Genomic DNA, 26,815 nt, shown 5'->3' on the forward strand with positions numbered 1-26,815 from the left:
GTACTGTGTATGCTGTACTGTCCGGCGACGAGAGAGTGCAATTGCGTTCACTCCAACCTCCTGTGTCTGCTCGGGAGCGCCAACGTGGCGCGTCTCTGAAGTCTGAGTAGATAGATAGGTGCAAAGACGCACAAGCCAAAGAGTGATCGCGCACTTTCACCTCGCTGTGAACTTCCCGTGTGCGGCTCCAGACGGCGGGATACCGCGCATCTGACTCCGGGTTCACTGCTTGGGATGATCGTCGTAATCGTTGCGCAGCACCCGATGCCTGTCGCCCTCGGGGTCCTCGAACTGACGGGTCTTGAGCGCCCAGAAGAACGCGAGAAGGCCCAGCAGGCCAAGACCGAGAGAAACGGGTATCAGGAAGACAAGCACGTCCATCAGCGCAACCTCATCGCGTTCAAGGTCACCATAATGGAAGAACCGGACATGGCCAATGCGGCAGCAAGCGGGGTGGCAAAACCAGCCAGCGCAAGCGGAATGGCGACAAGGTTGTACATGGCGGCGATCGCGAAGTTCTCGATTATCCGCCGCGTCGCGGAACGCGCTGTGGTAACCGCTTCTCCGATTCCCGAAAGATCGCTACCCAAGAGCACGATGTCACTGACCGTGCGGCTGGCGTCCAGGGCGGATGCGGGAGAAATGGAGGCATGAGCTTCGGCCAGAGCGGCCGTGTCGTTCAACCCGTCGCCGACCATCAGGACACGCGCACCGGCTGCGGCAAGCGCGCGCACACGGGCGACCTTGTCCTCCGGCCGCAGACCGGACTTCCAGTTGTCGATTCCAACCGTGTCCGCCAAGTCGGCGACCGCTTCGGCCGTGTCGCCCGACAAGAGCTCGATCTCACAGCCCGCTTTCCGCAATGCCGCCACCGCCTCGGCAGCTCCCTTGCGCGGTGTGTCACGGAAGCGAAACGCCACGGACCTCGTGTCGCCGATGCGCAGCCATGTTGCAGTCCCACCGCCGGCCTGGGCGCCGACCCAATCGGCGCGCCCTAGCCGAACGGGCTGCCCCTGCCAAAGCCCTTCGACGCCGTATCCCGGCACCTCGCGCAGTTGAGTGACTTTGGCTGGTGCAAGCCTGAGTCCGTTGCGCAAGGCTAACGCAAGCGGGTGCGCCGAAGCCTCGGCCAGCGCGACGGCGACGGATGCCTGCGCGTTGGTGGCGTCATGGTCATCCAGATGCGGGTGACCTTCGGTCAGCGTGCCGGTCTTGTCGAAGACGACATGGGTGACCTCGGCCAGCCTCTCCAGAGCGGTCGCGTTCTTGACGAGAAGCCCGTGCCGGAACAAGCGACCGGAAGCGGCGGTGGATACCGCCGGCACGGCAAGGCCCAAGGCGCAGGGACAGGTGATGATCAGCACGGCAACGGCGATGTTCAGAGAAAGCCGCAGGTCGCCCGTGGCCGTCATCCAACCGATGAACGCCATCAGCGCCAGAAGATGAACTGCGGGGGCATAGATCCGGGCAGCGCGATCCGCCAGTGAGACATATCGGCTGCGCGCATTCTCGGCGACTGCGACAAGGTCGGCCATGCGCCTGAGCGATGTATCGGTGCCGGCCGAGGTAGCCCGCACGACAAGCGGTCCTGTAAGGTTCGTCTCGCCCGCGTTGATCGACTGCCCGGGGGCGGCCGGTTCGGGCAGGCTTTCTCCCGTGATCAGCGAACGGTCAACCTCGCTTATACCCTCAACAACGACTCCGTCGATCGGACAGCGCGCCCCAGGAAGTACGCGAATCTCGTCTCCGGCCCGGATGTCCGACACTGCCACAGTCTGGCCGTTCGCACGAAGAGCACGCGGCACCTCCAGCGCGGTCAGCTCGGCTGCTGCCGACCGTGCGGCAAGCCGGGTGCGCTGATCAAGGTAGCGACCGGCAAGCAGGAAGAAGGTCAGCGACAGGGCTGCGTCGAAATAGGCGTGCTCGCCACCATAGGCCGTCTCGTACAAGGACATGCCGGAGGCCAGGAGGATAGCCAGCGAAATCGGGACATCCATATTCAGGCGCCGTCCCCGCAGCGCTCCCCAACCGCTTTTGAAAAATGGCTGGGCGGAAAACGCGACTGTGGGAAGAGCGATGAGCGCTGAGATCCAGTGAAACAGGTCGCGCGTGGCCTCTGTCGCTCCCGACCAAACGGCCACGGAAAGCAGCATTACGTTCATCATCGCAAAGCCGGCAACGCCGAGGCGCATCTGCAAGTCGCGTGCCGCGCCGTCTCCGGAACCGGACATTACCGCGTCGGCGTCCAACTCATGCGCCTCGTATCCGGCATCCGCCAGCACGCCGACCAGTTCCTCGGCACTGATATCGGCATTCGCCGCAACCTGAACCCGCTTTCGGGTCAGATTGACCCGCACTTCCCTGACACCATCGACCGACGAAAGTGCACGCTCGACCCCCGAAATGCAACCCGCGCAATGGATCGTCGGGAGCGACAACTGGATGTTCGGGCTCGTGATCGAGCCATTCATTTGCTGCGCCGCCGGGGCCGCAGCACAGGCCGGACAGGCCGAAAGTGAGGGATGTTCGGCCAGGCTCATCTCAGCGCACCCAAAGCTCCAGCCGTTTGGAAAACTCGACGCCGGATGCGCTTGTCGCATTGAGCTTGATTGTCCATGCACCGGGTTCGGGCTGAACCTCTGCAAGGAAAACGCCACGCGCGCCCTGCAGGTCGAGAACCTGGTCGTCCCTTGCGATCGTCGGACGTCCCAGCATGGCCGAGATCGTCTGTGGCTCGACGGGTGCACCGTCGGAATCAACGATCTTGATCGTCAGCATGTCTTCATCGATTTCCGCAGCGACGTCCCAGCCAAGGGCATCCTGTGCCGCACGGCGGGCGTCGAAACTTTGGCTTGCCACATAGGAGTTCTTGACCTCCAGGCCGGGAAAAGTTCCGACGGCTTTGAAGGCAAGTGTCATATTCACGGCGATTATGACGCCGAACGCGGCGACCATCCCGATCAAGACGTGCTTTCCAGTGATTTCGCGCGTTGTCATTGAGTTGCTCCGTTGAAGACAGTATCGCTGTGCACCCGCTCGCCCGAGATGAGATCCTCGACCCAGAAGCGGAATTCGGTACGCTCGGAGGTAGCTGGAGCGGAGCCGCCCGGCGCGATCACATACACCCTTTGCAGAAGGGTTTCGTTCGCCGGGACCGTGACGGAGTCGTAAAGCGTTCCTTCCAGTTCGGCCCTTAAGGCGAGGTCGCCTGTCACGTGAATACGGAAGGGCCTGTCATCACCGTGCTTGTTGCGCAGCCGGATATCATAGGCGTTCCGGATCGAGCCGTCCGAGAGGGTGACGAATTGCGGGTTTCGGATTGGCGCGACGGTAACGTCGATCTCGGCGCGCACGAACAGCATGAACAGAAGGGCAAGACCGACGGCACTCCAGAGGCCAGTGTAGACCAAGGTGCGTAAGCGCAGAACATGCTGGAAAATAGGCTTGGCCTGCCCGCCCGCGCGTTCGCGGGTTTCGTCGGTCAGGGCGATATAGTCGATCAGACCGCGCGGTTTGCCGATTTTGTCCATGACGTCGTCGCAGGCGTCGATGCACAGAGCGCAGGTGATGCAGGCAAGCTGCTGGCCGTCCCGGATGTCGATGCCCATGGGGCAGACGTTCACGCAGGCGTTGCAATCGATGCAGTCACCGAGGTTCTCGCGGTCCTTGCCCTTGCCGCGCGGCTCGCCGCGCCAGTCGCGGTACGCAACGGTGATCGTGTCCTCGTCCATCATCGCCGCCTGGATGCGAGGCCAAGGGCACATGTAGATGCAGACCTGTTCGCGGGCGAGGCCGCCGAAGAGGAACGTGGTGGCCGTCAGGATGCCGATAGTGGTGTAGGCGATGGGGTGCGCGTTGAAGGTGACGAGGTCGCGGGCGAGCGTTGGCGCATCGGTGAAGTAGAACACCCACGCCCCGCCGGTGGCGAGGCCGATCAGCAGCCAGACTGTCCATTTTGTCAATCTTAACCGCCACTTATGGAGATCCCATTTCGATTTCCACAGTCGGACGCGGGCGTTCCTGTCGCCCTCGATCCAACGCTCGACGAGAATGTAGAGGTCGGTCCAGACGGTCTGGGGGCAGGCGTAGCCGCACCAGACGCGGCCCAGGGCGGAGGTGAAGAGGAAAAGGCCGAGCCCCGCCATGATCAGAAGACCGGCGACGAAGTAGAATTCGTGGGGCCAGATCTCGATCCAGAAGAAATAGAAGCGGCGCCCGGCCATGTCGATCAGCACGGCCTGATCAGGGAGGTTCGGCCCGCGGTCCCAGCGGATCCAGGGTGTCAGGTAGTAGATGCCGAGCGTGATGCCCATGATCCACCATTTAAGCGTTCGAAAACGGCCACTTACCCGTCTCGGGAAGACAGGTTCGCGGGCGGCGTAAAGGACTTCGGGCTGATCGACTGACATGAAAACCTGACTCTGTTCGCGAGTGTTTTCTGTCAGGTCCCGCCCCCCCGGACATTGATTTGGGTCAAGGAATCCGGGCGTTCGCAGGCAACGTCCGGCGGGCGGGGACTCCGGGGAACGGTCAAAGGGTTAACGGCCTTGTTTCGTTGGGGAACAGGCGCAAACCCCGGTCCGCAAGGCGTCGGCAAACCGTCGGCAAAACGTATGGCACCCGTATGGCAGAGCCGGAGCCGGGTACCAGATGTGGTTTGGCGTTAGGGAAGGTTAGCGGAGGCTGAATTAGGGAAAGCGGACTTTTCGCTATGCGATGGCAATCTGTGTTCTTTCAATCGATTGATTAGCTTAATTCTGGCTATGTGCAGGACCAACTTTCTGATATTGAGATCCCATCCACTTTGGTAATCTCAGCAATCGTTAGTTTTTGTGTCGTCACGCTGGCCTCTGGAGGTCACGTTTCGGGCTCTTCCGTAGCAATAGAGAAGGCTAGACTTGACCCGCGACCAGATGATTATCCACATTCATGCAGCCAATGAGGTTGCAAAATCGGCCGCATCACATGGCCACCACCCGTTTGGGGCTGTATTGGTCGGCCCCGACGACGCAATCCTGATGCGGCAGGGTAACATCGACACGGTCCATCATGCCGAGACCGAGCTCGCGCGCCGCGCCGCAGCCGAGTACGCTCCCGATTTCCTGTGGACGTGCACATTGGTTTCCACTGGTGAACCTTGCGCCATGTGCACGGGGAAGCTCTATTGGGCCAACATCGGTCGCTTGGTCTTTGGTTTCGAAGAAGTGAAGCTCCTCGAACTGACGGGAGATCATCCGGCCAATCCGACCATAAACCTACCCTCGCGCACCGTCCTGAGCCATGGCCAAAAGAAGATCGAGGTGCACGGACCTTTTCCCGAGATTTACGACCAGCTTCTCGGCCCGCATCGCGATTTCTGGCGGCGCTAGCAGGCGGGTCATCTAGAAAGTTGTGCGAGGGCTCAGGGCCGTTGTTTGATGGTTCCAGTCGCTAGACCGCAATGGGGAACGAAGCAGCACTTCGCTCCATCAGGAATTCGAGAGATTTTGCTGCACAACAAAGTGAGCCGCCGATCCAGGAGGAAGGCAGCTCACTGAGTCTACTGCCGAATGTCAGCCGTGTGCGTGACCGCCTACTGCCACATCTCCCTCCTGACGAGAAAAGACGATCCAAGCAAACAAGGTCGCCCCTACGGCGTAGGCAATCGAACCCGCGGCGACGACTGGTGTCATTGCCGTATTGCCAAGAAGCAGAAGATAAAGCGCTCCCGTCATAACGGCACAGGACACGACAACGATCCAAAACTGCACCGCTGTCCAAACAGACTTTGCTTTTTCCTTGTTCAGGGCAAAGTAAGCCCCAAAGATCGCGCATGATACCCAACCGAGCAGACTCATATGGGCATGAGCCCCAGCGACATTGTGCTCGCCACTGATCGACATTTGCAGGCCGATGGCGATGCTGGCGAGGAGAAAGAGAGCGGAGGCCTTGAAGTAGTGCTGAGAAACTTGCGGCATGATAACCTCCCGCAAAGTATCCCCTGTACGGCACCGCGCCGCACTCCGGGGACGCTGCCGTCGTCATGTCAGAAGCCAAGCTCGACAAAGACTTACCGACGCTCTTGCTTCATGCATCAACGCCGAACGTGGACTCTTTAATGCAAGCAGTCTCCCGGCACATTGATGCGCATCAAACCATTTCGTCAGCTGCTTAATGGATATCCCAGAGAGGCCTCGATTTCCGTCATATACAGAGCGACAGAAACGTATCCAAATTCCTCGGGCTCCGAACTCGAAGCAGAGCGATAGCCGTAAGTGCATCGATAGCGGGCAACACCATGGCCCGTTCGTGGACAGCGCGCGTGTTGGTGCACTTCTTATTGGGGCGCTACGCTCCCGCCTTTAGCTCCCTGGCGCGGCAGAGCCTGCATCCAGGGCCACCAGAGTACTTGTGGCGGAGCGAAGTCTAATGTCCCGAACCGGAGCGTACTCATCGGAATGATACCAGTCCCTGAGCGCCGCCATGCTCGGAAACTCGATGATGACCATACGCCCCGGAGACCAGTCTTTCCCGTCTTCCAGTACTTCCAAATCGCCCCCGCGGGATACGAAGCGCCCACCGAACTTGATGATCAGCGGAAGAACGGCACGCTTGTACTCCTCAAAGACATCGGGGTCCGTGATGATTTCGTCGGCGATCAGAAAGGCGGACATCGTGCATCCCATTCGGTTGGTTCGATGGCGCGGAGCCTAGATCGATATCGCGGGTCCGGCAAATTGGGAATTTGTGAACTGGGCTCGAAGCGGCCCTTCCTTGGAATCAGGCTAGCGACCGCTCAGCGGGACAAAGTTGCCATGCCGGGCAGGTCCGCTTCAGCAAATGTGGCAGTCCGCAGGAAGCTTCCAAAAGGCCAGAAACCCCAACAAAACTCGGAGAAGGGTGCACTCCGTTCCGTCGAATGCAGTCAGCCACGATCAATGGGTTATGACGATGGTTTCCCAAACTTGTTGCGGTTTCGACCTATTCTTGTCCGGACCAGAATTCCTTCGTTCAATCAGAAGCAACGCGCAGAACTACACCGGCATTACTTGAAGAGCATGCGCAGTAAGTGAAGAAAGCGGACTATGCCGGAAAAATCGTCACGCTGTTCAAGGGGAATGAAGGTTGTCGACAGACCCGTGGTCTGATGCAGTTTACCGGTCGCCTTCACAAGGGCGTCAAGAAACGCGCAACAGCCGCCTGCGGATCTGCGTGCCGACCGGGCGCTCGAACCAGCGATATGCAGCATGTGCCGTGAGGATAGAGGCGAGAAGGTAGAGCGGCAAGGTCAGCGGGCTGTCCGAGAAGGCGCGAGTCCCCGAGAACGCGAGGTCGGCCAGCAACAGGACCGTCATCTGAAGCGGCACATGGACGAGGTAGAGGCTGTAGCTGATGTCGCCCAAAGCGCTCAGCCGCTCCCCGGCCATTGGCGCAACCCTGTCCATCGCCGCAAAGAGCGACAGCACCGCCACAGAGACCCCGACGATAATCCATTGCTCGGCCGCGTAGACACTCCCTACCACTGCAGCTGCGGCCCCCACCGCCGCCAGCAGTCCGGCCCGGGCGAGCCCTGCATGGGGCCGTAGCGCGTAAAGCGTCGCACCGAGGAAGAAATACCCGGCACAGCGAAAGACCCCGCGCGAGAGGTAGAAGGTCGGCTCGGTCTGCCACCAGAACCAGCACCAGCAAAGGGCACAAAGAACCGCAGAAGCCAGAAGCGGGGCCTGCCGCAGCAGCCCGAGGCACAGGAAGAACCCGCAATAGACCAGCACCTCCAGCGAGACCGACCAGATCGGCCCGTTGAAGCTCAACCCCCAGGAAAAGGTCGGCCAGTTCGAGGCCATGAAAAGCTGCAAAATGAAGTGCCAGGGGTCGTTGTTGCCGTAAACCTGCCAATGTCCGGCCTGCGCAAGGCTGACCCATTGCAGGCCTGTGACGTACAACAGGGTCGCAAGGTGCAGCGGGTAGAGCCGGGCGAACCGCGCCACGCCGAACTCCCAGGCCGTGGCCGCCCGGCGCGTGTAGACATGCGCGAAGACGAAGCCCGAGATCAGCCAGAACAGCTCGACCGCGTTGGCGGCCCAGGGGCCGTAAAGCGGTTTGAGCAGGGTGGCATAGGGAAAGCTCTCGACCGGCGGCAGGTCTCCCCGGCCAAACGCATCGGCGAGGTAGAAATGGTGGTAGTGAAAGACAACGATGGCTACCGCCGCGAGACCGCGAAGTGCATCGACCCAGAAGAAGCGCTCCACAAGAACTGTCTCGCGTTCCAAAAGTGCGCCTCCTTCTACTCGGTTTCCATACCGTTTTGCCCGGGAGCTGACCCTGCCCAACAATCCTGGAAATACCGAAAAACCCGTTACTATTTCGGTGGATAGAGCAATTCATGGAACCGTTCAAGAGCGTGACAATGGATGGCGTGATGCATCCCCTAACGTCGGTCGGATTCAACTTCCGGCTCCAACATCTGATCGAGCCAAGAAATGGAAACCTGCGCTCTCGTCATCGATCTCTTCTGATGGGTAAACCGGAATGCGCGACGCGCTGAAAGAAAGCGCCGTGGACTTCCCTCCGAACCGTTTCCCGACACCTGGCCTCCTGTTTGGTCCATTGCCCATTAATTCTTGAGAGGCAGGGAAAACCGGGCGTTCGCAGGCAACGTCCGGCGGGCGGGGACTCCGGGGAACGGTCAAAGGGTTATCGGCCTTGTTTCATTGGGGAACAGACACAAACCCCGGTCGGCAAAGCGTCGGCAAACCGTCGGCAAGACGTATGGCACCCGTATGGCAGAGCCGGAGCCAGGTACCAGATGTGGTTTGGCGTTAGGGAAGGTTAATGGGGGGTGAATGGGATTTTTGGGGCAAGCGCTCGTTGAAAGCAGCTTGGGAGGCAATAGGCGCCCCAAAGACTAGGCGAGGTGCAACGACTTGCGTTGTGCCTCAACGCGCGAGCTTGACGCCTTCAGAGAGAGAGAGAGAATTTGGAGAACAGAACGTAAGCTAGAGCGAACAAGAAAAAAGCGGCAGGCAAAACTGCCTGCCGCACACCAGATTTGTTGTTTGGCGATTTTCAGTTCACTCGTTCGTTCAGGGATGGGAGCGGTGGGAGCATGATCCCGGAAGACGAGATGTGATGGCTAAAATCGGATCTGAAGTACGGGTAGGTCGCGAACCGACCCACCTTTTGAAAAAAGAACCTCACATAATCCTCATCAAAGCCGGCCAAACCCGAATACGCAATAAGGTACTCGGAAGTGAATTTGAGGACCTTTTTTCGTCCCAGCTTCACCTCTGCGGTCCACTGATAATGGCCGATCATCACCCCCGCTTCGATGTCAAAATGATAGCCACTAGGTTCTCCGAAGAACCCCATATTCTCGAGGTCTTCCAGCGCTTCATATACTTCAGGCTTAATCGAGTACTCCGAGGAAATCAGCCTGATGTCCCGTAGACGGGCAGCTATTGTGATTTCCGCGTAGACACCATTGTCGAACTCGGCGGATTCCTCCGCCGAGACCAGTTCGTTTTCTTTCGAATCGACCATCACGCCGCCATCTTCCGTCCACGGTTGCCAGGTGCGTTGGCAGCGCGTTCCTGCCAAATAGCAGGGGTGAGTCCACGATTGATGTGCAACACAACCGACCGAAAGCCTTTAGCCTTCTCCTCAGGAAGCGAAGTTCTCAATTCCTGCTTACGTACGAACTCGAAATCTTCACCAAGCGCTTGAGCGATCCGCGCGATCGTCTTCAAGGTCAAATTCGGGCCATTGGTCGAGAAGATCTGCGATACACGCGCAGGAGTCATTCCCAAGCGTTCTGCCAGCTCTTTGTTGCTTACTCCTTTACGGTTCATCGCCCTTTGAAGCGCTACCTGCGTAGAGAAGACCAAAGCTTCAATCGCATAGACTTCCTCTTCTCCTTTTTGCGGCCCAAGAAACTCACTATTGATGGCCATTTTATTCTCCCACTTTCTTAGCAACTCTCTTGAGCTGCTTTTGGTCTGCTTTGTTGTCTTTCTTAATCGCCCCTTCGGGGCACACAAACTTCCTTGGTGTGCCGCTCGTGAAACCGCCATAAATGCGAAGCTGATAGGATTTTGCAGCGTATATCAAAATGTTGGCTCCATTCCCGCTCGGGAACCGACCCTCCGTCTTGAACTGCTTTTCATTCAAGTCACGAAAGCCGACTTCACTCAGTTCGTCCAAGATTCGCTCCATGCGCGCCCTGTCATTGGCTGGCGCAGATTTGAACGTTTTCAACGTCTTGGGCGAAAACCAAACCTCACAGTAAGCTCCCTCAGCAACCTTAACGAATCCATCTAACAAATCAGAGTACCCGACTTTCAGTTAAGCTATAGCTAAACAACATATGCGGCGAGTCAACGGGTTGTTAGTAAGATGTTCCGAAACGCCGCAGAAATCGTTGCAATTAATGCAACAGCCTTGCCTCAAGACGTCAAGGAAAGCTAGAGAATCTGCCCAACTGATCGCTGCGACACCTGAGCAGTTCGCTTTGTCCCGGCCACGTCCCTCTTCTGTCGGAGGTCAGCGCGGGGCCTCCAAAGCGGCGACCTTCGGCCTTGATTCCGCGCCTCGTTGCGCTTCGCAAACAGCGCTGATCCCCCAACAAAAAAGGCGCCCCCGAAGGGACGCCCAATCGCACCTCTGCCGAGAGGGAGAGCTCAGCAGCTGTAGTACATCTTGAATTCCACCGGGTGCGGCGTGTGTTCGAAGGCGTAGATCTCTTCCCACTTGAGATCCATGTAGCCCTCGATCTGGTCGCGGGTGAAGACGTCGCCGGCCAGGAGGAAGTCCATGTCCTTCTCCAGTTCCTCCATCGCCTCGCGCAGCGACGCGCAGACGGTGGGGATGCCTGCCAGCTCTTCGGGCGGCAGATCGTAGAGGTCCTTGTCCATGGCTTCGCCCGGATCGATCTTGTTCTTGATGCCGTCGATGCCGGCCATCAGGAGCGCCGAGAACGCCAGGTAGGGGTTCGCGGACGGATCGGGGAAGCGGGCCTCGACGCGCTTGGCCTTCGGGCTTTCGGTCCACGGAATACGGACGCAGCCGGAGCGGTTGCGGGCGGAATAGGCGCGCAGAACCGGGGCCTCGAAGCCGGGGATCAGGCGCTTGTAGCTGTTGGTGCCCGGGTTGGTGAAGGCGTTGAGCGCCTTGGCGTGCTTGAGGATGCCGCCGATGTACCACAGAGCCTCTTGCGAGAGGTCGGCGTACTTGTCGCCCGCGAAGAGTGGCTTGCCGTCCTTCCAGATCGACATGTTGACGTGCATGCCGGTGCCGTTGTCGCCCGCGATGGGCTTGGGCATGAAGGTCGCGGTCTTGCCATAGGCGTGGGCGACCTGGTGGATGACGTACTTGTACTTGAGGATCTGGTCGGCCTGGTCGGTCAGCGTCGAGAAGATGAGGCCCAGCTCGTGCTGGCAGGACGCCACTTCGTGGTGGTGCTTGTCGACCTTCATGCCCATGCGCTTCATGGTCGAGAGCATCTCGGCGCGGATGTCCTGCGCGTCATCGACCGGCGGGAGCGGGAAGTAGCCGCCCTTGACGCCCGGGCGGTGGCCCATGTTGCCCATCTCGTAGTCGGTGTCGGTGTTCCAGGCGCCGTCGATCGCGTCGACTTCGTAGGACACCTTGTTCATCGAGATCGAGTACTTGACGTTGTCGAACAGGAAGAACTCGGCCTCGGGACCCATGTAGGCCGCGTCGCCGATGCCGGAGGACTTGAGATAGGCCTCGGCCTTCAGCGCGGTGCCGCGCGGGTCGCGCTCATAGGGCTCGCCCGTGTCGGGCTCGACCACGTTGCAGTGGATCGCCATCGTCTTCTCGGCGAAGAACGGGTCCATGTAGACCGACGTCGTGTCCGGCATCAGTTTCATGTCGGACTGGTCGATCGACTTCCAGCCCGCGATGGACGAACCATCGAACATGAAGCCTTCGTCGAGGAAATCCTCGTCCACGAGGTCCGCCACAACGGTCACGTGCTGCAGTTTGCCGCGCGGGTCGGTGAAACGGATGTCGACGTATTCGACGTCCTCGTCCTTGATCGTCTTCAAGACGTCCTTCTTGCTCATGGAATAACCCTCTTCCCTTTCGAGTGTTCCGTTAATCTTACGATTGATGAATTACAGCGCGTCCTCGCCGGACTCGCCTGTGCGGATGCGGATGGCCTGGCTGACGTCCGAGACGAAGATCTTGCCGTCGCCGATCTTGTCGGTCTTGGCCGCCGCGATGATGGCCTCGATAGCGGCGTCGACCTGGTCGTCGCCCAGGACGACTTCGATCTTCACCTTCGGCAGGAAGTCGACCACGTACTCCGCGCCGCGATACAGTTCCGTATGACCCTTCTGACGGCCGAAGCCCTTGACCTCCAGGACGCTCAGGCCCTGAACGCCGATTTCCTGAAGAGCTTCCTTCACCTCGTCCAACTTGAACGGTTTGATGATGGCCTCGACTTTCTTCATGGCTCCGACTCCCTTGGGTTTTCAGGCGTGAGACCACGGGCGGCGCGGGGCCACAATCAATGCTGCCCCCGACTCCCCCGATCGCTCGCGTCTTTCGACATGTGCTGCTTAAATTTTGTGCATCTCGCTGTCAAATGCATCGAAAAATGAATCAGGTTGCATCGGCTTGCGGCGGCGTCAGGGATTTCTCAATAGTGATGTCGGAGGATGCGCCCATGACCGAATTGCTGACAGCCGCCCAGATGCGCGCCATCGAACAAGCCGCCATTGAAAGTGGCGAGGTGACGGGACTGGAACTGATGGAACGCGCCGGGCGCGGCGTGGTCGAGGCGATCTTCGAGGAATGGCCGGAGTTGCGGGCGACGTCGCACCGTGCGGTAGTGCTTTGCGGTCCCGGCAACAACGGCGGCGACGGGTTCGTTGTTGCGCGGCTATTGAAAGAGTGGGGCTGGGAGGTGGAGGTGTTTCTCTACGGCGACCCCGAAAAGCTCCCGCCGGATGCACGGGTGAATTATGAGCGGTGGAGGGAGTTGGGGGCCACTCACCTTGACGAAAACCAATTCTACAAGCTGATGAGCAATCCCGATTTGGTTATCGACGCGCTCTTTGGCACCGGCCTGTCCCGGCCACTGGAAAATCTTCCGCATCTCTTGGCTGACGCTGTGAAGGATGCCGCAACTGGTTACTACATTGGCGAAGACTGGGGCGCTCCTATCGTCGCGGTCGATATGCCTACCGGGCTAAGTTCAGATACCGGACAAGACCTCGGGCGCCCCTTCCCGGTTATGCTCACTGTTACCTTTCACGCGTGCAAACTCGGCCATTACCTGGAGCATGGGCCGCGGGCGGCAGCAAAGCTTGTCGTCAAGGGAATAGGCCTCAAGGGCAGCCCTCGACCGCCGGGTGGGAGTGAAGCCCCCGCCCGGGGGGGCGGTCGGGGGCTGCCCGGCGTGCCGCCGGGCCAAACGGTCCGGCTTATCGAACGCGAAGATCTCAACGTCGCAAAACTGGGCGACCACAAATACAGCCACGGCCACGCCCTGATCCTCACCGGCGGCCCCGGCAAGACCGGCGCCGCCCGCCTCGCCGCGCGTGGCGCGCTCCGCATCGGCGCGGGGCTTGTCACTCTGGCCTGCCCGCAACAGGCGCTCTGGGAAGTCGCGACCAGCATCACCGCGATCATGTGCCAGACGCTCGACGGTGCGCCGGGGCTGGTGGAGCTTCTGGAAGACACCCGCCTCAACGCGCTCTGCCTCGGCCCTGGCATGGGCCTCGGCGCCGACACGCAGCTGCTTGTCCTTGCCGCGCTGAAGGCGAGCCGCGCCACCGTTCTCGATGCCGACGCCCTCACCCGCTTCGAGCGGAACCCCGAAGTGTTGTTCGACGCGCTGCATGAAAACTGCGTGCTGACGCCCCACGCGGGCGAGTTCCGCCGCATATTCCCGGATATAGCCGCGAAACTCGACGCCCCCGCCACCGCCGGCCCCGCCTATTCCAAGGTCGACGCCACGCGCGAGGCCGCGGCGCGGGCAGGCTGCACCGTGCTCTTCAAGGGCCCCGACACCGTCATCGCCGACCAGACCGGGCGTTGCGCCATCAACTCCAGCGCCTATGACCGCGCCGCGCCATGGCTCGCCACCGCTGGCTCGGGCGACGTGCTGGCGGGCTTCATCACCGGCCTTCTCGCCCGTGGCTTCCCGCCCATGCAGGCGGCCGAGACCGCCGCCTGGCTTCACACGGAATGCGCGCTGTCCTTCGGGCCCGGACTGATCGCCGAGGATCTGCCCGAGGAACTGCCCCGGGTCTTCCGGCAACTCGGGCTCTGAGCTTCTTCTTTTCGGAAATACTCCGGGGGGAATTGGCCGTCAGGCCAAGGGGGGCGGCGCCCCCTTCTGCGCCGCGCGGCACGCGCGGCGCGGGTCGGCCCGCAAAGCGGGGCGACGCAACTATCCTTACGAAAAGGTTGAAGGTCGGGACGGTTGCGTTAGTCTCATCCGGACAAGAGGGACCGGGGGGACGAGGGGACATGAGCCCGATCACGACGCTGGACGGCCAGACAGATCTGCCGCGCTATTTCTCGGCGGTGTTCAATCTTGCGAAGGGCCTGAAGAACGGCCGGGTCGATTTCCGGCTGCCGGACGGGCGCGTTTTCCGCGTCGATGGCCCCAATCCCGGCCCCGTTGCCGAGATCGAGATCCACAACCCCGACACCTTTGCCCGCCTGATCCGCGAGGGCGACCTGGGCTTCGCCGACGCCTACCTGGAGGGCTGGTGGTCCACCCCCGACCTGCAGGCCTTCATGGACGTGATCCACGCCGACAATGACGAGATGTACTACGAGTTCGGCGGCATGCAGATCGTGCGGCTCTGGGAACGGCTGCGGCACTGGATGAACCGCAACACCAAGGACCAGGCGAAGAAAAACATCTCCTACCACTACGACCTGGGCAACGATTTCTATAGCCTCTGGCTGGACGACACGATGACCTATTCGTCCGCCATCTTCGAAACCGGGCAGGAAAGCCTGGAGAAGGCGCAGACGCAGAAATACAAGAGCATGGTCGACCAGATGGGCGTCCAGCCGGGCGATCACGTTCTGGAGATCGGCTGCGGCTGGGGCGGCTTCGCCGAATATGCCGCAAAGGAGCGCGGCCTGAAGGTTACGGGCCTGACCATCAGCCAGGAGCAGCATGACTATGCGGTCGAGCGCATGGAAAGGGCCGGGTTGTCGGACAAGGTCGACATCAAGCTGCAGGACTATCGCGACGAGAAAGGTCTTTACGACGGAATCGCCTCGATCGAGATGTTCGAGGCGGTAGGCGAGAAATACTGGCCCGTCTATTTCGAGACGGTGCGCGCGCGGCTGAAACCCGGCCGACGCGCCACGCTGCAGATCATCACGGTCGAGGATCACCGGTTCGAGACCTACCGGAAAAGCGTGGATTTCATTCAGAAGTACATTTTCCCCGGTGGAATGTTGCCTTCGCCCTCGGTTTTGCGCAGCGAAATCGAGAAAGCGGGGCTGAACGTGATGAAATCCATCGAGTTCGGGGAAAGCTATTCCCAGACGCTGCGCCGCTGGCACGACACCTTCAACGAGCGCTGGAGCGAGATATCGTTGCTTGGATTCGACGATCGCTTCAAAAGAATGTGGAACTTTTACCTAACGTCTTGCGCGGCGGGCTTTCATGCCGGATCTATCGATGTGACACAAATAACGGTCACAAAACCGGGATAGAGAGCAGATGCCCACTGCTGGAAAATTGATAGGCGCGATCGTTTTCGCGGCATTGGCCTATTTCATTGGCGATCTCATAAAGCCGCTTCTGGTGGAGACCGAAGGCTCGCGCGTCGGCTGGCTGTCGCCTGTCAACGCCCTGATCGGGCTGGTCATGGGATGGACGATCATGGGCCGCGGCGCAGGCAATACCTATCGCCAGTCCTTCGGCTACGGGCTGACCACCCTGGCCGCGACCGTGTTCTGGTGCCTTGTGTTCTGGTCGGGCTACAAGATGATCCTGCGGTCGATGGCGCAGCGCTATGACGGCGCGATGCATGCGCTGCAGGGCATGGCGGAGCTGTTCCTTGCCTATGCGAAGCTGATCGCGGTGGACGAAGTGGTCGTTCCCGCGCTGGTCGGCGCGCTGTTCGTGGCATGGCTGACCGAGTTCTTCGCGCGACGCTGGTCGTGAACCACCGGATATTCCTGTACGGCACACTCTGCGACCCCGAATTGTTCGCAATCGTGGCCGGCGAGCCGTTCAATCCGCGCCCTGCCCTTCTGGACGACCATGCCTCGGTCTGGGCCAGGGACGAGAGCTTTCCCCTGATCGTCCGGCGCCCTGGCGCACGCACGGAGGGAGCGATCGTCGAGGTCGGCGACGCCGCGAAAGCGCGTCTGGATTTCTACGAGCTTGGCTTTCACTACACGCTGGAACCGGTGACGGTGAACGCGGGCGGCGTTGCACTGGAGTCTCTGGTCTATTTCCCCGACGCCGGAAAATGGGCCGAGGGCCAGCCGTGGTCCCTGCCCGAGTGGCAGCACGTTTTCGGCACGCATGCGCGCGAAGCCGCGACGGAATACATGAGCCTTATCGCGACCCATAGTCCCGAGGCGGCGGCGGCGGCCTTTCCCCAGATCCGCATGCGTGCGGCCAGCCGGCTGCGGGCCGGAGCGAATCCGACGCCTCATGCCGCCGGCCCGGAAATGCGTGTCGAGGACGTGAACCTGAGCGTCTCGCGCCAGCCCTACACCAAGTTTTTCGCGCTGAGAGAGGATGACCTGCAATTCCCTACCTTCGGAGGCGGTCTTTCGGAGATGGTCAACCGTGCAACCTTCCTTGGCGGCGACGCGGTAACCATATTGCCCTACGATCCCAAGCTGGACTGCGTCCTGCTTATCCGCCAGTTCCGGCACGGGGTCTATGTCCGGGGCGACAGCAACCCCTGGACCATCGAACCGGCCGCAGGGCGCATCGATCCGGGCGAAACACCGGAAGAGACCGCGCTGCGGGAGTTGCGTGAAGAAACCGGCGCGGTTGCGACCAAGCTGTTCCGCGTTGCGGAGTACTACCCCTCGCCCAGCGCCTTCAGCGAGTTCATTTACAGTTTCGTCGCGCTTGCGGACCTGTCGGAGCAGGACGGACGAACCGCAGGACTGGAAAGCGAAAACGAAGATATCATGTCGCATGTGATCCCGTTCGAGCGGCTTATGGAGTTTCTGGAAACCGGCGCAGCCAACACCGCGCCACTGGTTCTCAGCGCACTCTGGCTGGCCAGCCGGCGCGAGACCTTACGTCGCGCGGATTGAAACCCGCCCTTCCGCGCACTAGGACTGGGGGACGACCTGAGAGGAACATCCCATGCACGTCCGCGCCGATCTTGCCGATGCTGTCGGAAACACCCCGCTTATCCGCCTGAAAGGGCCATCGGAGGCGACCGGGTGCGAGATCCTCGGCAAGGCCGAGTTCCTGAACCCCGGCCAGTCGGTCAAGGACCGCGCGGCGCTGTTCATCATCCGCGATGCGATCGCCAAGGGCACGCTGCGCCCCGGCGGGACGATCGTGGAAGGCACGGCCGGCAATACCGGCATCGGCCTGGCGCTGGTGGGCGCGTCGATGGGATTTCGGACGGTGATCGTCATCCCGGAGACCCAGAGCCAGGAAAAGAAGGACATGTTGCGCCTGTGCGGCGCGGAGCTGGTCCAGGTTCCGGCGGTTCCCTACAAGAACCCGAACAACTACGTGAAATATTCGCAGCGGCTGGCCGAGCGCCTTGCGCAGTCGGAGCCCAACGGCGCGATCTGGGCGAACCAGTTCGACAACGTGGCCAACCGTCAGGCCCATGTGGAGGGCACCGCGCCCGAGATCTGGGAACAGACCGAAGGCAAGGTTGACGGGTTCACCTGTGCGGTCGGATCGGGCGGCACGCTTGCGGGCGTGGCGCAGGTTTTGCAGCCGAAGGGCGTAAAGGTCGGACTGTCCGATCCCGGTGGCTCGGGGCTTTACAAGCTTTACACCGATCAGGACCCGCCTGCGGGCGACTCGATCACCGAAGGCATCGGCCAGGGGCGCATCACGGCGAACCTCGAGGGTTTCACACCCGATTTCGTCTACAAGATCCTAGATGACGAGGCGTTGCCCATCGTTTTCGATCTGTTGGAGAACGAGGGCCTGTGCCTTGGGGGGTCATCGGGCATCAACGTGGCCGGCGCCATGCGGCTGGCGCGCGAAATGGGCCCCGGGCACACGATCGTGACGATCCTCTGCGATTATGGCAACCGCTACCAGTCCAAGCTGTTCAATCCAGAGTTCCTGCGCGGCAAGGGCCTGCCCGTTCCACGCTGGATGGACGGCCCGGAGCGCATCCTTCCGACGGTGTTCATGGACTGACCCGGATGCGCGTGCTTCTGACATATCTGCGCCTGATCCTCGCTCTGGGAATGCTGAGCACCGGAGGCGCGGTCGTGGCTCAGGACGCGCCGGATTTCGGGGCCTTCCAGTCGCTTGCCAATTCGGTCGAAACCGACTTGCAGGAAGACAGGTTGTCGGACGAGGCCTTCGAGAACCTGCGCGCGAAACTTGTGGAGTGGCGCGGGACGCTTCTTGCGGCTCAGGATATCAACGAAGTTCAAATCGAAGCGCTGACCGCGCAGATCGATGCGCTTGGCGCCGCCCCTGCAGAGGGCACCACCGAACCCGAGGATATCGCCGCACGGCGCGCCGCGCTGAACCAGCAGCTTGCCACGGCGCGGGAGCCACGGCTTCAGGCGGAAGAGTCCTATGCGCGGGCGAACACGCTGATCGGCCGTATCGATGCCACTCTGCGGGACAGGCAGGCCGACGAGATCTTCCGGCTGCAGCGTACGCCTCTGGACCCGGCATTGTGGTCGCAGGCGATAGCGAGCCTTGGAAGCGCGGTATCCGATCTTCGCGGCGAGCTGAGCCGCAACATCGCTGCCCGCATCGAGCGTGGCACGCTATGGGATGGCCTGCCGGTGGTCGTGCTGTTGCTGATTTCGGCGATTATCCTGATTTCGCGCGGGCCGCGCTGGATCGAGCACCTGATCCGCAGGATCGAGGCCCGTTCGGGCGAGCAGGCCCGGATCGTCTATGGGTTCCTTGTCTCGCTGGGCGCCATCGCGGCGCCGGTTCTGGGGATTTCGCTGATCAATGCGGCGCTGATCTCGACCGAGCTTCTTGGCCCGACGGGCCGCAGCCTTGCGCTGGGGATCAACGTCGCGATCTTTGCCTATGCCATCGCACGTTGGCTGGGAGGCCGGTTGTTCCCGGTGGCAGGCGGGGAGTCCTCACCGCTGGCACTGAGCGACCCCGCAAGGACCGAAGGCCGTTTCCTTGCGCAGATGCTGGGGCTTGGGACAGGTCTTCTGCTGCTGGTGGAGGTGCTTGGAGAGGGCGACATCTTTTCGTCTGAGGTCGCCAGCGTCATTAGCCTGCCGCTGTTCGTGGTCCTGGGTCTGACCCTGTTCCGGCTGGGTCGGCTTCTGACACATGTCGGATCGGGGAAGAACGAGGCAGCAGGTCCGAATTTCCCCGCAACGGTCGTACACCTCCTGGGCCGGGGTCTTCAGGCCGTCGCCATCCTTGGCCCTCTCGCTGCGGCGATCGGCTATTACCAGATGGCACAGTCGCTGATGCTGCCCACCGCATCGACCATTTCGATGTTGGGGCTCCTGTCGATACTGCATGTGTTCATCCGCGCCGCCTTTGGCCTGGCCCGCGGGTTGAGCAGCAAGCAGGCCGCACAGGCGCTGACCCCGGTCCTGATCAGCTTCGTCTTCTGGATTTGCGCCATTCCGATTCTGGCGCTGATCTGGGGCGCGCGCACAACAGACATCGGCGAGCTTTGGGCCCGCTTCCAGACAGGTGTCCGGGTGGGCGACACGACGATCTCGCCCGGTGCGTTCCTGACATTCGCCGTCGTCTTCGCGCTGGGCTTCCTTTTGACCCGACTTGTGCAGGGAACGCTGAAATCCAGCGTGCTGCCCCGCACCAGCATGGACAAGGGCGGGCAGAACGCTGTCATTTCGGGATTGGGCTATGTGGGTGTGACCCTTGCTGCAATCGCCGGGATCACCTCGGCGGGCATAGACCTGTCGAACCTCGCGATCATCGTCGGTGCGCTTGGTGTCGGTATCGGCTTCGGCCTGCAGAACATCGTCAACAACTTCGTGTCGGGCATCATCCTTCTGATCGAGCGCCCCATCAGTGAAGGCGACTGGGTTCAGGTCAACGGGCAGATGGGCATCGTGAAGGCCATCTCGGTGCGTTCGACCCGGATCGAGACCTTCGACCGGACCGATGTCATCGTTCCCAACGGCGACCTGATCTCGGGGACGGTCACCAACTGGACGCGCGGCAACTCGATCGGCCGCGTGATCGTTCCCGTGGGTGTTGCCTATGGGACCGATACGAAGAAGGTCGAGACCATCCTGAAAGAGATTGCCGAAGCGCATCCCATGGTGGTCTCTGTCCCGCCGCCCAACGTCTTTTTCATGCGCTTCGGCGCGGATAGCCTCGACTTCGAAATTCGCGCGATCCTGAAGGACGTGAATTTCCTGCTGAGCGTGCATTCCGACATGAACCACGAGATCGCCCGCAGGTTTGCGGAAGAAGGAATCGAGATACCCTTTGCCCAGCGCGATATCTGGCTGCGCAATCCCGAAGCCCTGCGGCAAGCGGCGGTCGCGCCATCAGAACCGCGCCCGCCCACCGGGCCGATCGACCCGTCGCTGACTGACCCGGAAGGAAGCGAGCCCGAATGACCTCACCGCTTTTCCTCGAAGATGCCTACCGCCGCACGGCCCCGGCGCGCGTGACCGAGATCGGCGCGCAGGGCGGGATCGTGCTGGACCAGAGCCTGTTCTATGCCACGAGCGGCGGACAGCCCGGCGACACAGGACGCCTGATCTGGGACGGCGGCGAGACGGCCATCGCCACGACGGTCAAGGACGAGAATGGCGCGATCGTTCTGGTCCCCGCCGAGGGGGAGACATTGCCGGGCGTGGGCGCCGAGGTGACGCAGGACATCGACTGGGAACGGCGGTTGGGGCACATGCGCGTGCATACCGCCCTGCACCTGCTTTCGGTCGTCATCCCCCTGTCCGTCACCGGCGGATCGATCTCGGAGTCCAAGGGACGGCTGGATTTCGACATGGAGACCCCGCCCGAGGACAAGGAGGCGCTGAGCGAGGCGCTGAACCGGCTGGTGGCCGACGACCTGCCGGTGACCGAGAGCTGGATCACCGAAGAGGAACTGGACGCCAACCCGGGCCTTGTGAAAACGATGTCGGTTCAGCCACCCCGCGGCGCCGGCCGCATCCGGCTCATCCGTATCGGCGACGCGGAACGGCAGGTCGACCTGCAGCCCTGTGGCGGAACCCATGTTGCGCGCACCGGAGAGATCGGTCGCCTGAGGATCGGCAAGATCGAAAAGAAGGGCGCGCAAAACCGCAGGGTCTATCTGCATCTCGAGGATTAGCTACACTCGCCTCTTGCATCCGCCGGCCCCAAGCGGCTATGACGCCCTCCACGGAGAGGTGGCCGAGTGGTCGAAGGCGCACGCCTGGAAAGTGTGTAGGCGGGAAACCGTCTCCAGGGTTCGAATCCCTGTCTCTCCGCCACCGACCCCAGTCTCCTTATCGCATTCAGAACTTGGTCTGAATCTGCCCGTCATTTCCGCCAGTTACGGACTTGTTCCATGAGCAGAGACCGACCGATCACCGTGATCCCCGCCCTCATTTCGGCTTCGTCTCAGTGGGCCCATTTAGCCGGTGCGCTTTTGGTGGCTTCCTGCGTTAACAGGGAATTTACAGGGAATTTTTCAAATTTCAGGCCGAATCTCGGCTTCTGTCTTCGGATAAGGGTCCATAAAACAGAGGCTTAGGTGGGATTTCCCTGCTCTCAGGAACAGGGAAATCTCTCCGACAGAACAGGGAATTCGTTTCTGGAGTTCAGGGAAGTTGCAGCGCGAAACAGGGAGCCTGCGAGGTCAGAACCGAAAGCGTGATTCCTGATCAGTCCATGCCATCGGCAGCCTTGTCCGAACAAGTGTTTCGAGACTGAGCTCTACGGGCTGCGTTCCCGTGATGATTGCGTCCTGGATGCGCGGCGACAGGGTCGATAACGGGATAATCCTTGCGACATAACTGTCGGACACCCGATCGCGGAGCGCAATCTGCCTTATCGAGCCCCCTCTCTTCAGGATGTCTGCCCATCGGTGCGCGTTCCGAAGCGCGCGGATCAGAGTCGCATCGGGCATCGGATGCCTGTCTCCAGCAACAATCTTTGTCTCTGATCCTCGGCGCCGACAGTCGAACCGGGTGGAGAAGGCGAGCACGGCCGCGTCCAGTTCCTCCTGCGGAAGTCCCAGTTCTCGGCGCAAAGCATCGTCGTCCAGTGAGATATGCAACTGCCCTGCACTGACCGTGCCTGAGACAATGAGCGGGGCCACGGCTGAGGCGCCGCGTTTACGGATGGTCTCGGCAAAGCCGATCACCACTTGTGCAATGTTGGTCGCATTGGACATGTCGACGTGCCGAAGGATCGCGTGGCACTTGGCGCTTGCTTCGAGATGGTCCGCAATGGCCGTTGCCACGGCGTGTTCGAAGGCGGGAGCGGGCAGGCGCCATCCCGAGGGATCGCGACCGCCCGAGATGAGACGGTTCGAGACGTAGTAGCGAAGGCGCCGCCCATGACGCTGGGTATGGGTTGGCGTCATCAGGTCACCGGTCTCGTCGCGGAACTTGCCAAGGAGCGGTGCGGCCGGGTTGATGTGCTGTGACGCGCGTGCAGAGGTCCGCGTTCCGCGTCGGCGGGCGCTGGCCGTTTGCAGCCGGTCCTGTACCTTCTCCCAGAGATCGTCCGCGATGATCGCGTCATGGGCACCGGGCCAGGTCTTGTCCTTGTGCCGGATCAGGCCGCGATAGACCGGGTTCGTGAGGAGCCGGTGAATCTGCCCACGGCTGAACACGGTCCCGCCCTGGGTCCGTCCGTTGTCAAAGGTCCGACGCTTCGAGCGCAGGCCGGCCAGTTCGGCGGCCTTGGCCGTTGCGTTGAGACAGCCATGCTCGAGATAGAGAGCGAACAGCTGGCGCACTGTCTCGGTCTCGGCCGCGTTGACAACGAGTTCCCGCCGGGTGGGATCAGGATGCGGATCGTAGCCAAGCGGAACCAGTCCGCCCATCCAGAGCCCCTTCTTCTTGGAAGCGGCGATCTTGTCCCGGATGCGCTCGGCGGTGACCTCGCGTTCGAACTGGGCGAAGGACAGGAGTACGTTCAGGGTCAGCCGCCCCATCGAGGACGACGTGTTGAAGGCCTGCGTGACGGAGACAAAGGAACAGTGCCGCGCTTCAAATCGCTCGACCAGCTTCGCGAAATCCGCCAGCGAGCGGGTCAGACGGTCGATCTTGTAGACGACAACCATGTCGACCCGGCCGGCATCGATATCCGAGAGAAGACGCTGAAGCGATGGCCGCTCCAGCGTCCCGCCGGAGACCCCGCCATCGTCGAAGCGGGCGGGCAGCATCTTCCAGCCCTCGTGCTTCTGGCTCGCGATGTAGGCCGCACATGCCTCGTGCTGGGCATCCAGCGAGTTGAACTCCTGGTCGAGACCTTCATCCGAGGATTTCCGCGTGTAGATCGCGCAGCGGATCGTGGGCGTGCTCATGATCCGCCCTTACCGTTGAGCCCGAAGAACCTGGGCCCAGACCAATGCGCGCCTGTAATCTCGCGCGCGATGACCGAGAGAGACCGCCAGGTCTCGCCCTTCCAGACTAAGCCGCCCTCGACCACGTCGACGACATGGGTGACGCCGTTCCACTCCCGGAGCAGCCGCGCGCCGGGCTTGAGGGCCGACGACACTGCCTTTGGCTTGGCTTTGCTGTTAGACCGTGTGAGCGCGGCGGTGGTCTGTTTCGAGAGCCCGCCCATGCGTCGCGCCTGGTTCTGTCAGACGGATTGGCCTTGAGAATGGGAGGTCGGGTTCGTAGCGTCCGAGGATGAGCAGACCCAACCCGTTCAAGGGCTTTCGCAGCAGCCCCGAAATTATCCGCCTGGCCGTCATGATGTACGTCCGGTTCCCGCTTTCGCTTCGCAACGTCGAGGACCTGCTTCATGAGCGGGGTGTCGATGTCTGCCATGAGACCGTACGTTTCTGGTGGCAAAGGTTCGGTCCGATGTTCGCTGCTGAGATCCGCAAGCGGCGTGTGGCGGGTATGAAGTCGAGCCGCTGGCAGTGGCACCTCGACGAGATGTTCGTGAAGATCAACGGTGAGCGGCATTACCTCTGGCGCGCTGTGGATCACGAAGGTGAGGTGCTGGAAAGCTTCGTCACGAAGACCCGTGACAAGAGAGCTGCATTGAAATTCTTGCGAAAATCGATGAAGCGGCATGGTCAGCCTGAGGTCATCGTCACGGATCGACTTCGTTCCTACGGCGCTGCCTTGCAGGAACTTGATGCGGCGGGCCGACAGGAAACCGGCCGCTGGCTCAACAATCGCGCGGAGAACTCACACCTGCCGTTCCGACGACGCGAGCGGGCCATGCTCCGATTTCGGCGTATGCGAAGTCTTCAAAAGTTCGCCGCCGTCCACGCCTCCGTCACCAACCACTTTAATCAGGAACGCAGCCTCTCCAGCCGACCACTCTTCAAGCACAACCGCGCCGCCGCCCTCGCCGAATGGCGGGGTCTCTGCGCTGAATAAGGGACAGTGTATCTGTCCATGTGGAGACTAGTTCGAACGTGTCTGACACCACCCCGGGGCTATCGGTTTCAGGGCCAGCCCGCCAAGGAGCGGGGCTTTCCTGCCCGTTCCGGCGCCGGTTCCTGCCAGCGCCGCATCCCCATGGCTTTGGCCTCAGCTTTGGGTGACGAGGAACGCGCCCGCGAAGCGCTCGCGAAGCGTGTTCTTCTGCACCTTGCCCATCGTGTTTCTCGGCAGCTCTGCGACGATCTCGAAACGACGAGGGCGCTTGAAGCCGGCCAGTTCCCGGCGCGCCACGGTTTCTATTGCATCGAGGTCGATCGTTTCGCCGGCTTCGGGCACAAGGACTGCGACAACGCTCTCGCCGAAATCCGGATGCGGGGCGCCGACGACGGCGCTTTCCTTCACGCCGGGCTGCCGGTCGAGGAAGAGTTCGATTTCCTTGGGGTAGATGTTGTAGCCGCCCGAGATGATCAGGTCCTTGCCGCGGCCCACGATATGGACGTAGCCCCGGTCATCAATCAGGGACAGATCGCCGGTGATGAAGAAGCCGTCTTCGCGAAGTTCCTCGCGCGTCTTCTCGGGCATCCGCCAGTACCCCTTGAAGACGTTGGGGCCGCGCACCCAGAGAACCCCGATTTCGCCCGGCGCAAGTTCGCTCCCGGTTTCCGGATCGCAGACCTTCACCTCGACACCAGGAAGCGGGAAACCCACCGTGCCCGCGCGACGGTCACCGTCGTAGGGGTTAGAGGTATTCATGCTGGTTTCCGTCATTCCGTAGCGCTCGAGGATCCGGTGCCCGGTACGCTCGGCGAAACGGTCGTGGGTTTCGGCCAGAAGCGGCGCCGAACCGGAGATGAAGACCCGTATGTGCGCCACGAGATCGCGGCTGAAGCGCGGCTCATCCAGAAGCCGGGTATAGAACGTCGGCACACCCATCATCGCGGTGGCGTTCGGAAGCTGGGCCAGCACCGTTTCGGCGTCGAACTTCGGCAGGAAGATCATCGAGCCCCCGGCAAGAAGCATCACGTTCGTCGCCACGAACAGCCCGTGGCTGTGGAAGATCGGCAGCGCGTGAAGCAGCACGTCATCGGACGTGAAACGCCACGCGTCGATCAGAGCCTCGGCATTCGAGAGAAGATTGCGCTGGGTCAGCATCGCCCCTTTGGAGCGACCCGTGGTTCCCGAGGTGTAGAGAAGCGCCGCGAGATCGTCATCGCCCCGATCCACCTTCTGGAACTCTGCCGGTTGCCCGGCGGCGCGTTCGGTAAGCGTTCCGCTGCCGTCGGATGCAAGCGTGAGAAGCCGGGCGCCGGCCGCCCGCGCGATGGGCTCAAGCTCTTCGGCCTCGCCGGGATCGCAGACGAAGATCGCGGCCTGGCTGTCCTTGACAAAATAGTCGAGTTCCGCGGGAGTGTAGGCCGTGTTCAGCGGAAGAAAGACGATGCCCGCCATGATGCAGGCGGCGTAGAGCGCAAGAGCGTCGGGCGACTTGTTGACGTGGACCGCGACGCGGTCGCCCGGCCCGGCGCCCTCGGATACGAGCGTGTTGGCAATTCGCCCCGCATTCTCGAGGAACGACGCATACGAGATGGTGTTTCCGTCGGACAGGCGAAGGAAGACGGCTTCCTTCCCCTCGTGCGGCGCGAAGAGACGATCATAGAGCGGATTGGTCATGCGACTTGGCCTTCGTATCTTGTTCGGATCGGCGGCAACGGGTCAGAGCGCCGCCTGCTCCTTCTGGTCGACTATCTTCATGTAACGCCCGAAGCCGGCCACGATGTGAGCATTCGCCGCTTTCCAGGCGGCTTCGGGATCGGCGGCCGCCACGGCGTCGCAGATTGCCTCGTGCTCGTCGATCGAGCGCGCGATGTTGGTGGAGATGGACAAGCCCTTCTGGCGGAACAGATGCATCCCCTTGACCAGGTTCTCGTAGATCACCATCGCCTTCGGATTGCCCGCACCGTTCATGAGCAGATCATGAAACTCGATGTTCAGCATGTCTAGCCCCCTGTGTATGGGCCACTGATCAGGGGTTTCTCTAATAGGGTTTCAGGAACGGGCGGGCGCATGTTGAGTGCCTGATGCGGCCGGGTGTGATTGTACTGCCTGAGCCAGTGATTGATGACGATCTGAGCTT

At 61.4% G+C, this 26,815-nt stretch carries 26 protein-coding genes and 1 tRNA gene; 10 read left to right on the plus strand and 17 right to left on the minus strand.

What is annotated here, in order from left to right:
* Window positions 1–222 precede the first annotated feature (222 nt).
* From ccoS to ccoG, 4 genes are read right to left on the minus strand one after another with little or no spacing between them, the layout of a single operon-like run.
* On the minus strand, window positions 223–381 hold the full coding sequence (gene ccoS / locus ACKLNI_RS11505; protein ID WP_413719210.1) for a cbb3-type cytochrome oxidase assembly protein CcoS: 159 nt from the start codon (window positions 379–381) through the stop codon (window positions 223–225).
* Complete coding sequence (locus ACKLNI_RS11510) at window positions 381–2,540, minus strand: heavy metal translocating P-type ATPase (protein ID WP_413719211.1); 2,160 nt, start codon at window positions 2,538–2,540, stop codon at window positions 381–383. The genes ccoS and ACKLNI_RS11510 overlap by 1 nt, the downstream gene beginning before the upstream one ends.
* A gap of 1 nt (window position 2,541) precedes the next feature.
* Window positions 2,542–2,997: a FixH family protein gene (locus ACKLNI_RS11515; RefSeq protein WP_413719212.1), complete on the minus strand. Its 456-nt coding sequence runs from the start codon at window positions 2,995–2,997 to the stop codon at window positions 2,542–2,544.
* On the minus strand, window positions 2,994–4,409 hold the full coding sequence (gene ccoG, locus ACKLNI_RS11520; protein ID WP_413719213.1) for a cytochrome c oxidase accessory protein CcoG: 1,416 nt from the start codon (window positions 4,407–4,409) through the stop codon (window positions 2,994–2,996). The genes ACKLNI_RS11515 and ccoG overlap by 4 nt, the downstream gene beginning before the upstream one ends.
* A gap of 489 nt (window positions 4,410–4,898) precedes the next feature.
* On the opposite strand from ccoG, the gene ACKLNI_RS11525 reads away from it, so the two are divergent.
* Entirely contained in the window at window positions 4,899–5,369 is a 471-nt protein-coding gene (locus ACKLNI_RS11525) for a nucleoside deaminase (protein ID WP_413719214.1), read from the plus strand.
* A gap of 183 nt (window positions 5,370–5,552) precedes the next feature.
* Here the strand turns inward: ACKLNI_RS11525 and ACKLNI_RS11530 are convergent, their stop codons facing one another.
* From ACKLNI_RS11530 to ACKLNI_RS11565, 8 genes are all read right to left on the minus strand, one after another.
* Window positions 5,553–5,957, minus strand: a complete 405-nt coding sequence (locus tag ACKLNI_RS11530) for a hypothetical protein (protein WP_413719215.1) — start codon at window positions 5,955–5,957, stop codon at window positions 5,553–5,555.
* A 384-nt stretch (window positions 5,958–6,341) separates the two neighbouring features.
* Window positions 6,342–6,653, minus strand: a complete 312-nt coding sequence (locus ACKLNI_RS11535; RefSeq protein ID WP_413719216.1) for a DUF1330 domain-containing protein — start codon at window positions 6,651–6,653, stop codon at window positions 6,342–6,344.
* Between the two features lie 504 nt (window positions 6,654–7,157).
* Complete coding sequence (locus tag ACKLNI_RS11540; RefSeq protein WP_413719217.1) at window positions 7,158–8,249, minus strand: acyltransferase family protein; 1,092 nt, start codon at window positions 8,247–8,249, stop codon at window positions 7,158–7,160.
* A 796-nt stretch (window positions 8,250–9,045) separates the two neighbouring features.
* Window positions 9,046–9,519 carry a hypothetical protein gene (locus tag ACKLNI_RS11545; RefSeq protein WP_413719218.1) on the minus strand — a complete coding sequence of 158 codons (474 nt, stop codon included), beginning with the start codon at window positions 9,517–9,519 and terminating at the stop codon, window positions 9,046–9,048.
* Window positions 9,519–9,929: a helix-turn-helix domain-containing protein gene (locus ACKLNI_RS11550; protein WP_413719219.1), complete on the minus strand. Its 411-nt coding sequence runs from the start codon at window positions 9,927–9,929 to the stop codon at window positions 9,519–9,521. Before ACKLNI_RS11550 ends, ACKLNI_RS11545 begins: the two co-directional genes overlap by 1 nt.
* Before the next feature lies 1 nt (window position 9,930).
* A complete protein-coding gene (locus ACKLNI_RS11555) occupies window positions 9,931–10,179 on the minus strand; it encodes a hypothetical protein (protein ID WP_413719220.1) in 249 nt (82 codons plus the stop codon).
* 476 nt (window positions 10,180–10,655) lie between these two features.
* Window positions 10,656–12,062, minus strand: coding sequence for a type I glutamate--ammonia ligase (glnA, locus tag ACKLNI_RS11560; RefSeq protein ID WP_413719221.1), 1,407 nt, complete (start codon window positions 12,060–12,062; stop codon window positions 10,656–10,658).
* 51 nt (window positions 12,063–12,113) lie between these two features.
* Entirely contained in the window at window positions 12,114–12,452 is a 339-nt protein-coding gene (locus ACKLNI_RS11565) for a P-II family nitrogen regulator (RefSeq protein WP_413719222.1), read from the minus strand.
* Between the two features lie 215 nt (window positions 12,453–12,667).
* Here ACKLNI_RS11565 and ACKLNI_RS11570 point away from each other — a divergent pair, with 215 nt between their 5' ends.
* The 8 genes from ACKLNI_RS11570 to ACKLNI_RS11605 all read left to right on the plus strand — a co-directional run bounded on the left by ACKLNI_RS11570 (window position 12,668) and on the right by ACKLNI_RS11605 (window position 21,594).
* On the plus strand, window positions 12,668–14,278 hold the full coding sequence (locus ACKLNI_RS11570; protein ID WP_413719223.1) for an NAD(P)H-hydrate dehydratase: 1,611 nt from the start codon (window positions 12,668–12,670) through the stop codon (window positions 14,276–14,278).
* Window positions 14,279–14,478: 200 nt separating this feature from the next.
* Complete coding sequence (locus tag ACKLNI_RS11575) at window positions 14,479–15,690, plus strand: class I SAM-dependent methyltransferase (RefSeq protein ID WP_413719224.1); 1,212 nt, start codon at window positions 14,479–14,481, stop codon at window positions 15,688–15,690.
* A 7-nt stretch (window positions 15,691–15,697) separates the two neighbouring features.
* Window positions 15,698–16,144 (plus strand): TrgA family protein, encoded by a 447-nt coding sequence (locus tag ACKLNI_RS11580; protein WP_413719225.1) that lies wholly within the window; start codon window positions 15,698–15,700, stop codon window positions 16,142–16,144.
* Window positions 16,108–17,262, plus strand: coding sequence for an NUDIX domain-containing protein (locus ACKLNI_RS11585; RefSeq protein ID WP_413719226.1), 1,155 nt, complete (start codon window positions 16,108–16,110; stop codon window positions 17,260–17,262). The genes ACKLNI_RS11580 and ACKLNI_RS11585 overlap by 37 nt, the downstream gene beginning before the upstream one ends.
* A gap of 52 nt (window positions 17,263–17,314) precedes the next feature.
* Window positions 17,315–18,343, plus strand: a complete 1,029-nt coding sequence (locus tag ACKLNI_RS11590) for a cysteine synthase A (RefSeq protein ID WP_413719227.1) — start codon at window positions 17,315–17,317, stop codon at window positions 18,341–18,343.
* Between the two features lie 5 nt (window positions 18,344–18,348).
* Window positions 18,349–20,736 carry a DUF3772 domain-containing protein gene (locus ACKLNI_RS11595; protein WP_413719228.1) on the plus strand — a complete coding sequence of 796 codons (2,388 nt, stop codon included), beginning with the start codon at window positions 18,349–18,351 and terminating at the stop codon, window positions 20,734–20,736.
* Window positions 20,733–21,452, plus strand: coding sequence for an alanyl-tRNA editing protein (locus ACKLNI_RS11600; RefSeq protein ID WP_413719229.1), 720 nt, complete (start codon window positions 20,733–20,735; stop codon window positions 21,450–21,452). The genes ACKLNI_RS11595 and ACKLNI_RS11600 overlap by 4 nt, the downstream gene beginning before the upstream one ends.
* A gap of 52 nt (window positions 21,453–21,504) precedes the next feature.
* Window positions 21,505–21,594 (plus strand) — tRNA-Ser (locus ACKLNI_RS11605).
* 368 nt (window positions 21,595–21,962) lie between these two features.
* On the opposite strand, the gene ACKLNI_RS11610 is transcribed toward ACKLNI_RS11605, so the two are convergent.
* Entirely contained in the window at window positions 21,963–23,639 is a 1,677-nt protein-coding gene (locus ACKLNI_RS11610; protein WP_413719230.1) for a recombinase family protein, read from the minus strand.
* Window positions 23,636–23,902 carry a DUF2924 domain-containing protein gene (locus ACKLNI_RS11615; protein ID WP_413719231.1) on the minus strand — a complete coding sequence of 89 codons (267 nt, stop codon included), beginning with the start codon at window positions 23,900–23,902 and terminating at the stop codon, window positions 23,636–23,638. Before ACKLNI_RS11615 ends, ACKLNI_RS11610 begins: the two co-directional genes overlap by 4 nt.
* A 68-nt stretch (window positions 23,903–23,970) precedes the next feature.
* Between ACKLNI_RS11615 and ACKLNI_RS11620 the strand changes: the two genes are divergently transcribed.
* On the plus strand, window positions 23,971–24,675 hold the full coding sequence (locus ACKLNI_RS11620) for an IS6 family transposase (RefSeq protein ID WP_413719232.1): 705 nt from the start codon (window positions 23,971–23,973) through the stop codon (window positions 24,673–24,675).
* A 153-nt stretch (window positions 24,676–24,828) separates the two neighbouring features.
* On the opposite strand, the gene ACKLNI_RS11625 is transcribed toward ACKLNI_RS11620, so the two are convergent.
* Genes ACKLNI_RS11625 through ACKLNI_RS11635 form a run of 3 tightly spaced genes read right to left on the minus strand, consistent with a single transcriptional unit; the run spans window position 24,829 to window position 26,807 of the window.
* Complete coding sequence (locus ACKLNI_RS11625; protein ID WP_413719233.1) at window positions 24,829–26,352, minus strand: malonate--CoA ligase; 1,524 nt, start codon at window positions 26,350–26,352, stop codon at window positions 24,829–24,831.
* 42 nt (window positions 26,353–26,394) lie between these two features.
* The gene (locus tag ACKLNI_RS11630) at window positions 26,395–26,676 is read right to left on the minus strand and encodes an FCD domain-containing protein (protein ID WP_413719234.1); all 282 of its coding nucleotides are present in this window, start codon (window positions 26,674–26,676) and stop codon (window positions 26,395–26,397) included.
* A 2-nt stretch (window positions 26,677–26,678) separates the two neighbouring features.
* Window positions 26,679–26,807 carry an integrase core domain-containing protein gene (locus tag ACKLNI_RS11635; protein ID WP_413716991.1) on the minus strand — a complete coding sequence of 43 codons (129 nt, stop codon included), beginning with the start codon at window positions 26,805–26,807 and terminating at the stop codon, window positions 26,679–26,681.
* Between the last annotated feature and the right edge of the window lie 8 nt (window positions 26,808–26,815).

The sequence above is a fragment of the Silicimonas lutimaris genome, assembly GCF_047314965.1.
GTDB lineage: Bacteria > Pseudomonadota > Alphaproteobacteria > Rhodobacterales > Rhodobacteraceae > JAVJUV01.

What these genes read in the sequence shown, in the direction of transcription:
- ccoS (WP_413719210.1), bottom strand. Translation starts at nt 381, where the DNA reads ATGGACGTGCTTGTCTTCCTGATACCCGTTTCTCTCGGTCTTGGCCTG.
- ACKLNI_RS11510 (WP_413719211.1), bottom strand. Translation starts at nt 2,540, where the DNA reads ATGAGCCTGGCCGAACATCCCTCACTTTCGGCCTGTCCGGCCTGTGCT.
- ACKLNI_RS11515 (WP_413719212.1), bottom strand. Translation starts at nt 2,997, where the DNA reads ATGACAACGCGCGAAATCACTGGAAAGCACGTCTTGATCGGGATGGTC.
- ccoG (WP_413719213.1), bottom strand. Translation starts at nt 4,409, where the DNA reads ATGTCAGTCGATCAGCCCGAAGTCCTTTACGCCGCCCGCGAACCTGTC.
- ACKLNI_RS11530 (WP_413719215.1), bottom strand. Translation starts at nt 5,957, where the DNA reads ATGCCGCAAGTTTCTCAGCACTACTTCAAGGCCTCCGCTCTCTTTCTC.
- ACKLNI_RS11535 (WP_413719216.1), bottom strand. Translation starts at nt 6,653, where the DNA reads ATGTCCGCCTTTCTGATCGCCGACGAAATCATCACGGACCCCGATGTC.
- ACKLNI_RS11545 (WP_413719218.1), bottom strand. Translation starts at nt 9,519, where the DNA reads ATGGTCGATTCGAAAGAAAACGAACTGGTCTCGGCGGAGGAATCCGCC.
- ACKLNI_RS11550 (WP_413719219.1), bottom strand. Translation starts at nt 9,929, where the DNA reads ATGGCCATCAATAGTGAGTTTCTTGGGCCGCAAAAAGGAGAAGAGGAA.
- glnA (WP_413719221.1), bottom strand. Translation starts at nt 12,062, where the DNA reads ATGAGCAAGAAGGACGTCTTGAAGACGATCAAGGACGAGGACGTCGAA.
- ACKLNI_RS11565 (WP_413719222.1), bottom strand. Translation starts at nt 12,452, where the DNA reads ATGAAGAAAGTCGAGGCCATCATCAAACCGTTCAAGTTGGACGAGGTG.
- ACKLNI_RS11570 (WP_413719223.1), top strand. Translation starts at nt 12,668, where the DNA reads ATGACCGAATTGCTGACAGCCGCCCAGATGCGCGCCATCGAACAAGCC.
- ACKLNI_RS11575 (WP_413719224.1), top strand. Translation starts at nt 14,479, where the DNA reads ATGAGCCCGATCACGACGCTGGACGGCCAGACAGATCTGCCGCGCTAT.
- ACKLNI_RS11580 (WP_413719225.1), top strand. Translation starts at nt 15,698, where the DNA reads ATGCCCACTGCTGGAAAATTGATAGGCGCGATCGTTTTCGCGGCATTG.
- ACKLNI_RS11585 (WP_413719226.1), top strand. Translation starts at nt 16,108, where the DNA reads ATGGCTGACCGAGTTCTTCGCGCGACGCTGGTCGTGAACCACCGGATA.
- ACKLNI_RS11590 (WP_413719227.1), top strand. Translation starts at nt 17,315, where the DNA reads ATGCACGTCCGCGCCGATCTTGCCGATGCTGTCGGAAACACCCCGCTT.
- ACKLNI_RS11595 (WP_413719228.1), top strand. Translation starts at nt 18,349, where the DNA reads ATGCGCGTGCTTCTGACATATCTGCGCCTGATCCTCGCTCTGGGAATG.
- ACKLNI_RS11600 (WP_413719229.1), top strand. Translation starts at nt 20,733, where the DNA reads ATGACCTCACCGCTTTTCCTCGAAGATGCCTACCGCCGCACGGCCCCG.
- ACKLNI_RS11610 (WP_413719230.1), bottom strand. Translation starts at nt 23,639, where the DNA reads ATGAGCACGCCCACGATCCGCTGCGCGATCTACACGCGGAAATCCTCG.
- ACKLNI_RS11615 (WP_413719231.1), bottom strand. Translation starts at nt 23,902, where the DNA reads ATGGGCGGGCTCTCGAAACAGACCACCGCCGCGCTCACACGGTCTAAC.
- ACKLNI_RS11620 (WP_413719232.1), top strand. Translation starts at nt 23,971, where the DNA reads ATGAGCAGACCCAACCCGTTCAAGGGCTTTCGCAGCAGCCCCGAAATT.
- ACKLNI_RS11625 (WP_413719233.1), bottom strand. Translation starts at nt 26,352, where the DNA reads ATGACCAATCCGCTCTATGATCGTCTCTTCGCGCCGCACGAGGGGAAG.
- ACKLNI_RS11630 (WP_413719234.1), bottom strand. Translation starts at nt 26,676, where the DNA reads ATGCTGAACATCGAGTTTCATGATCTGCTCATGAACGGTGCGGGCAAT.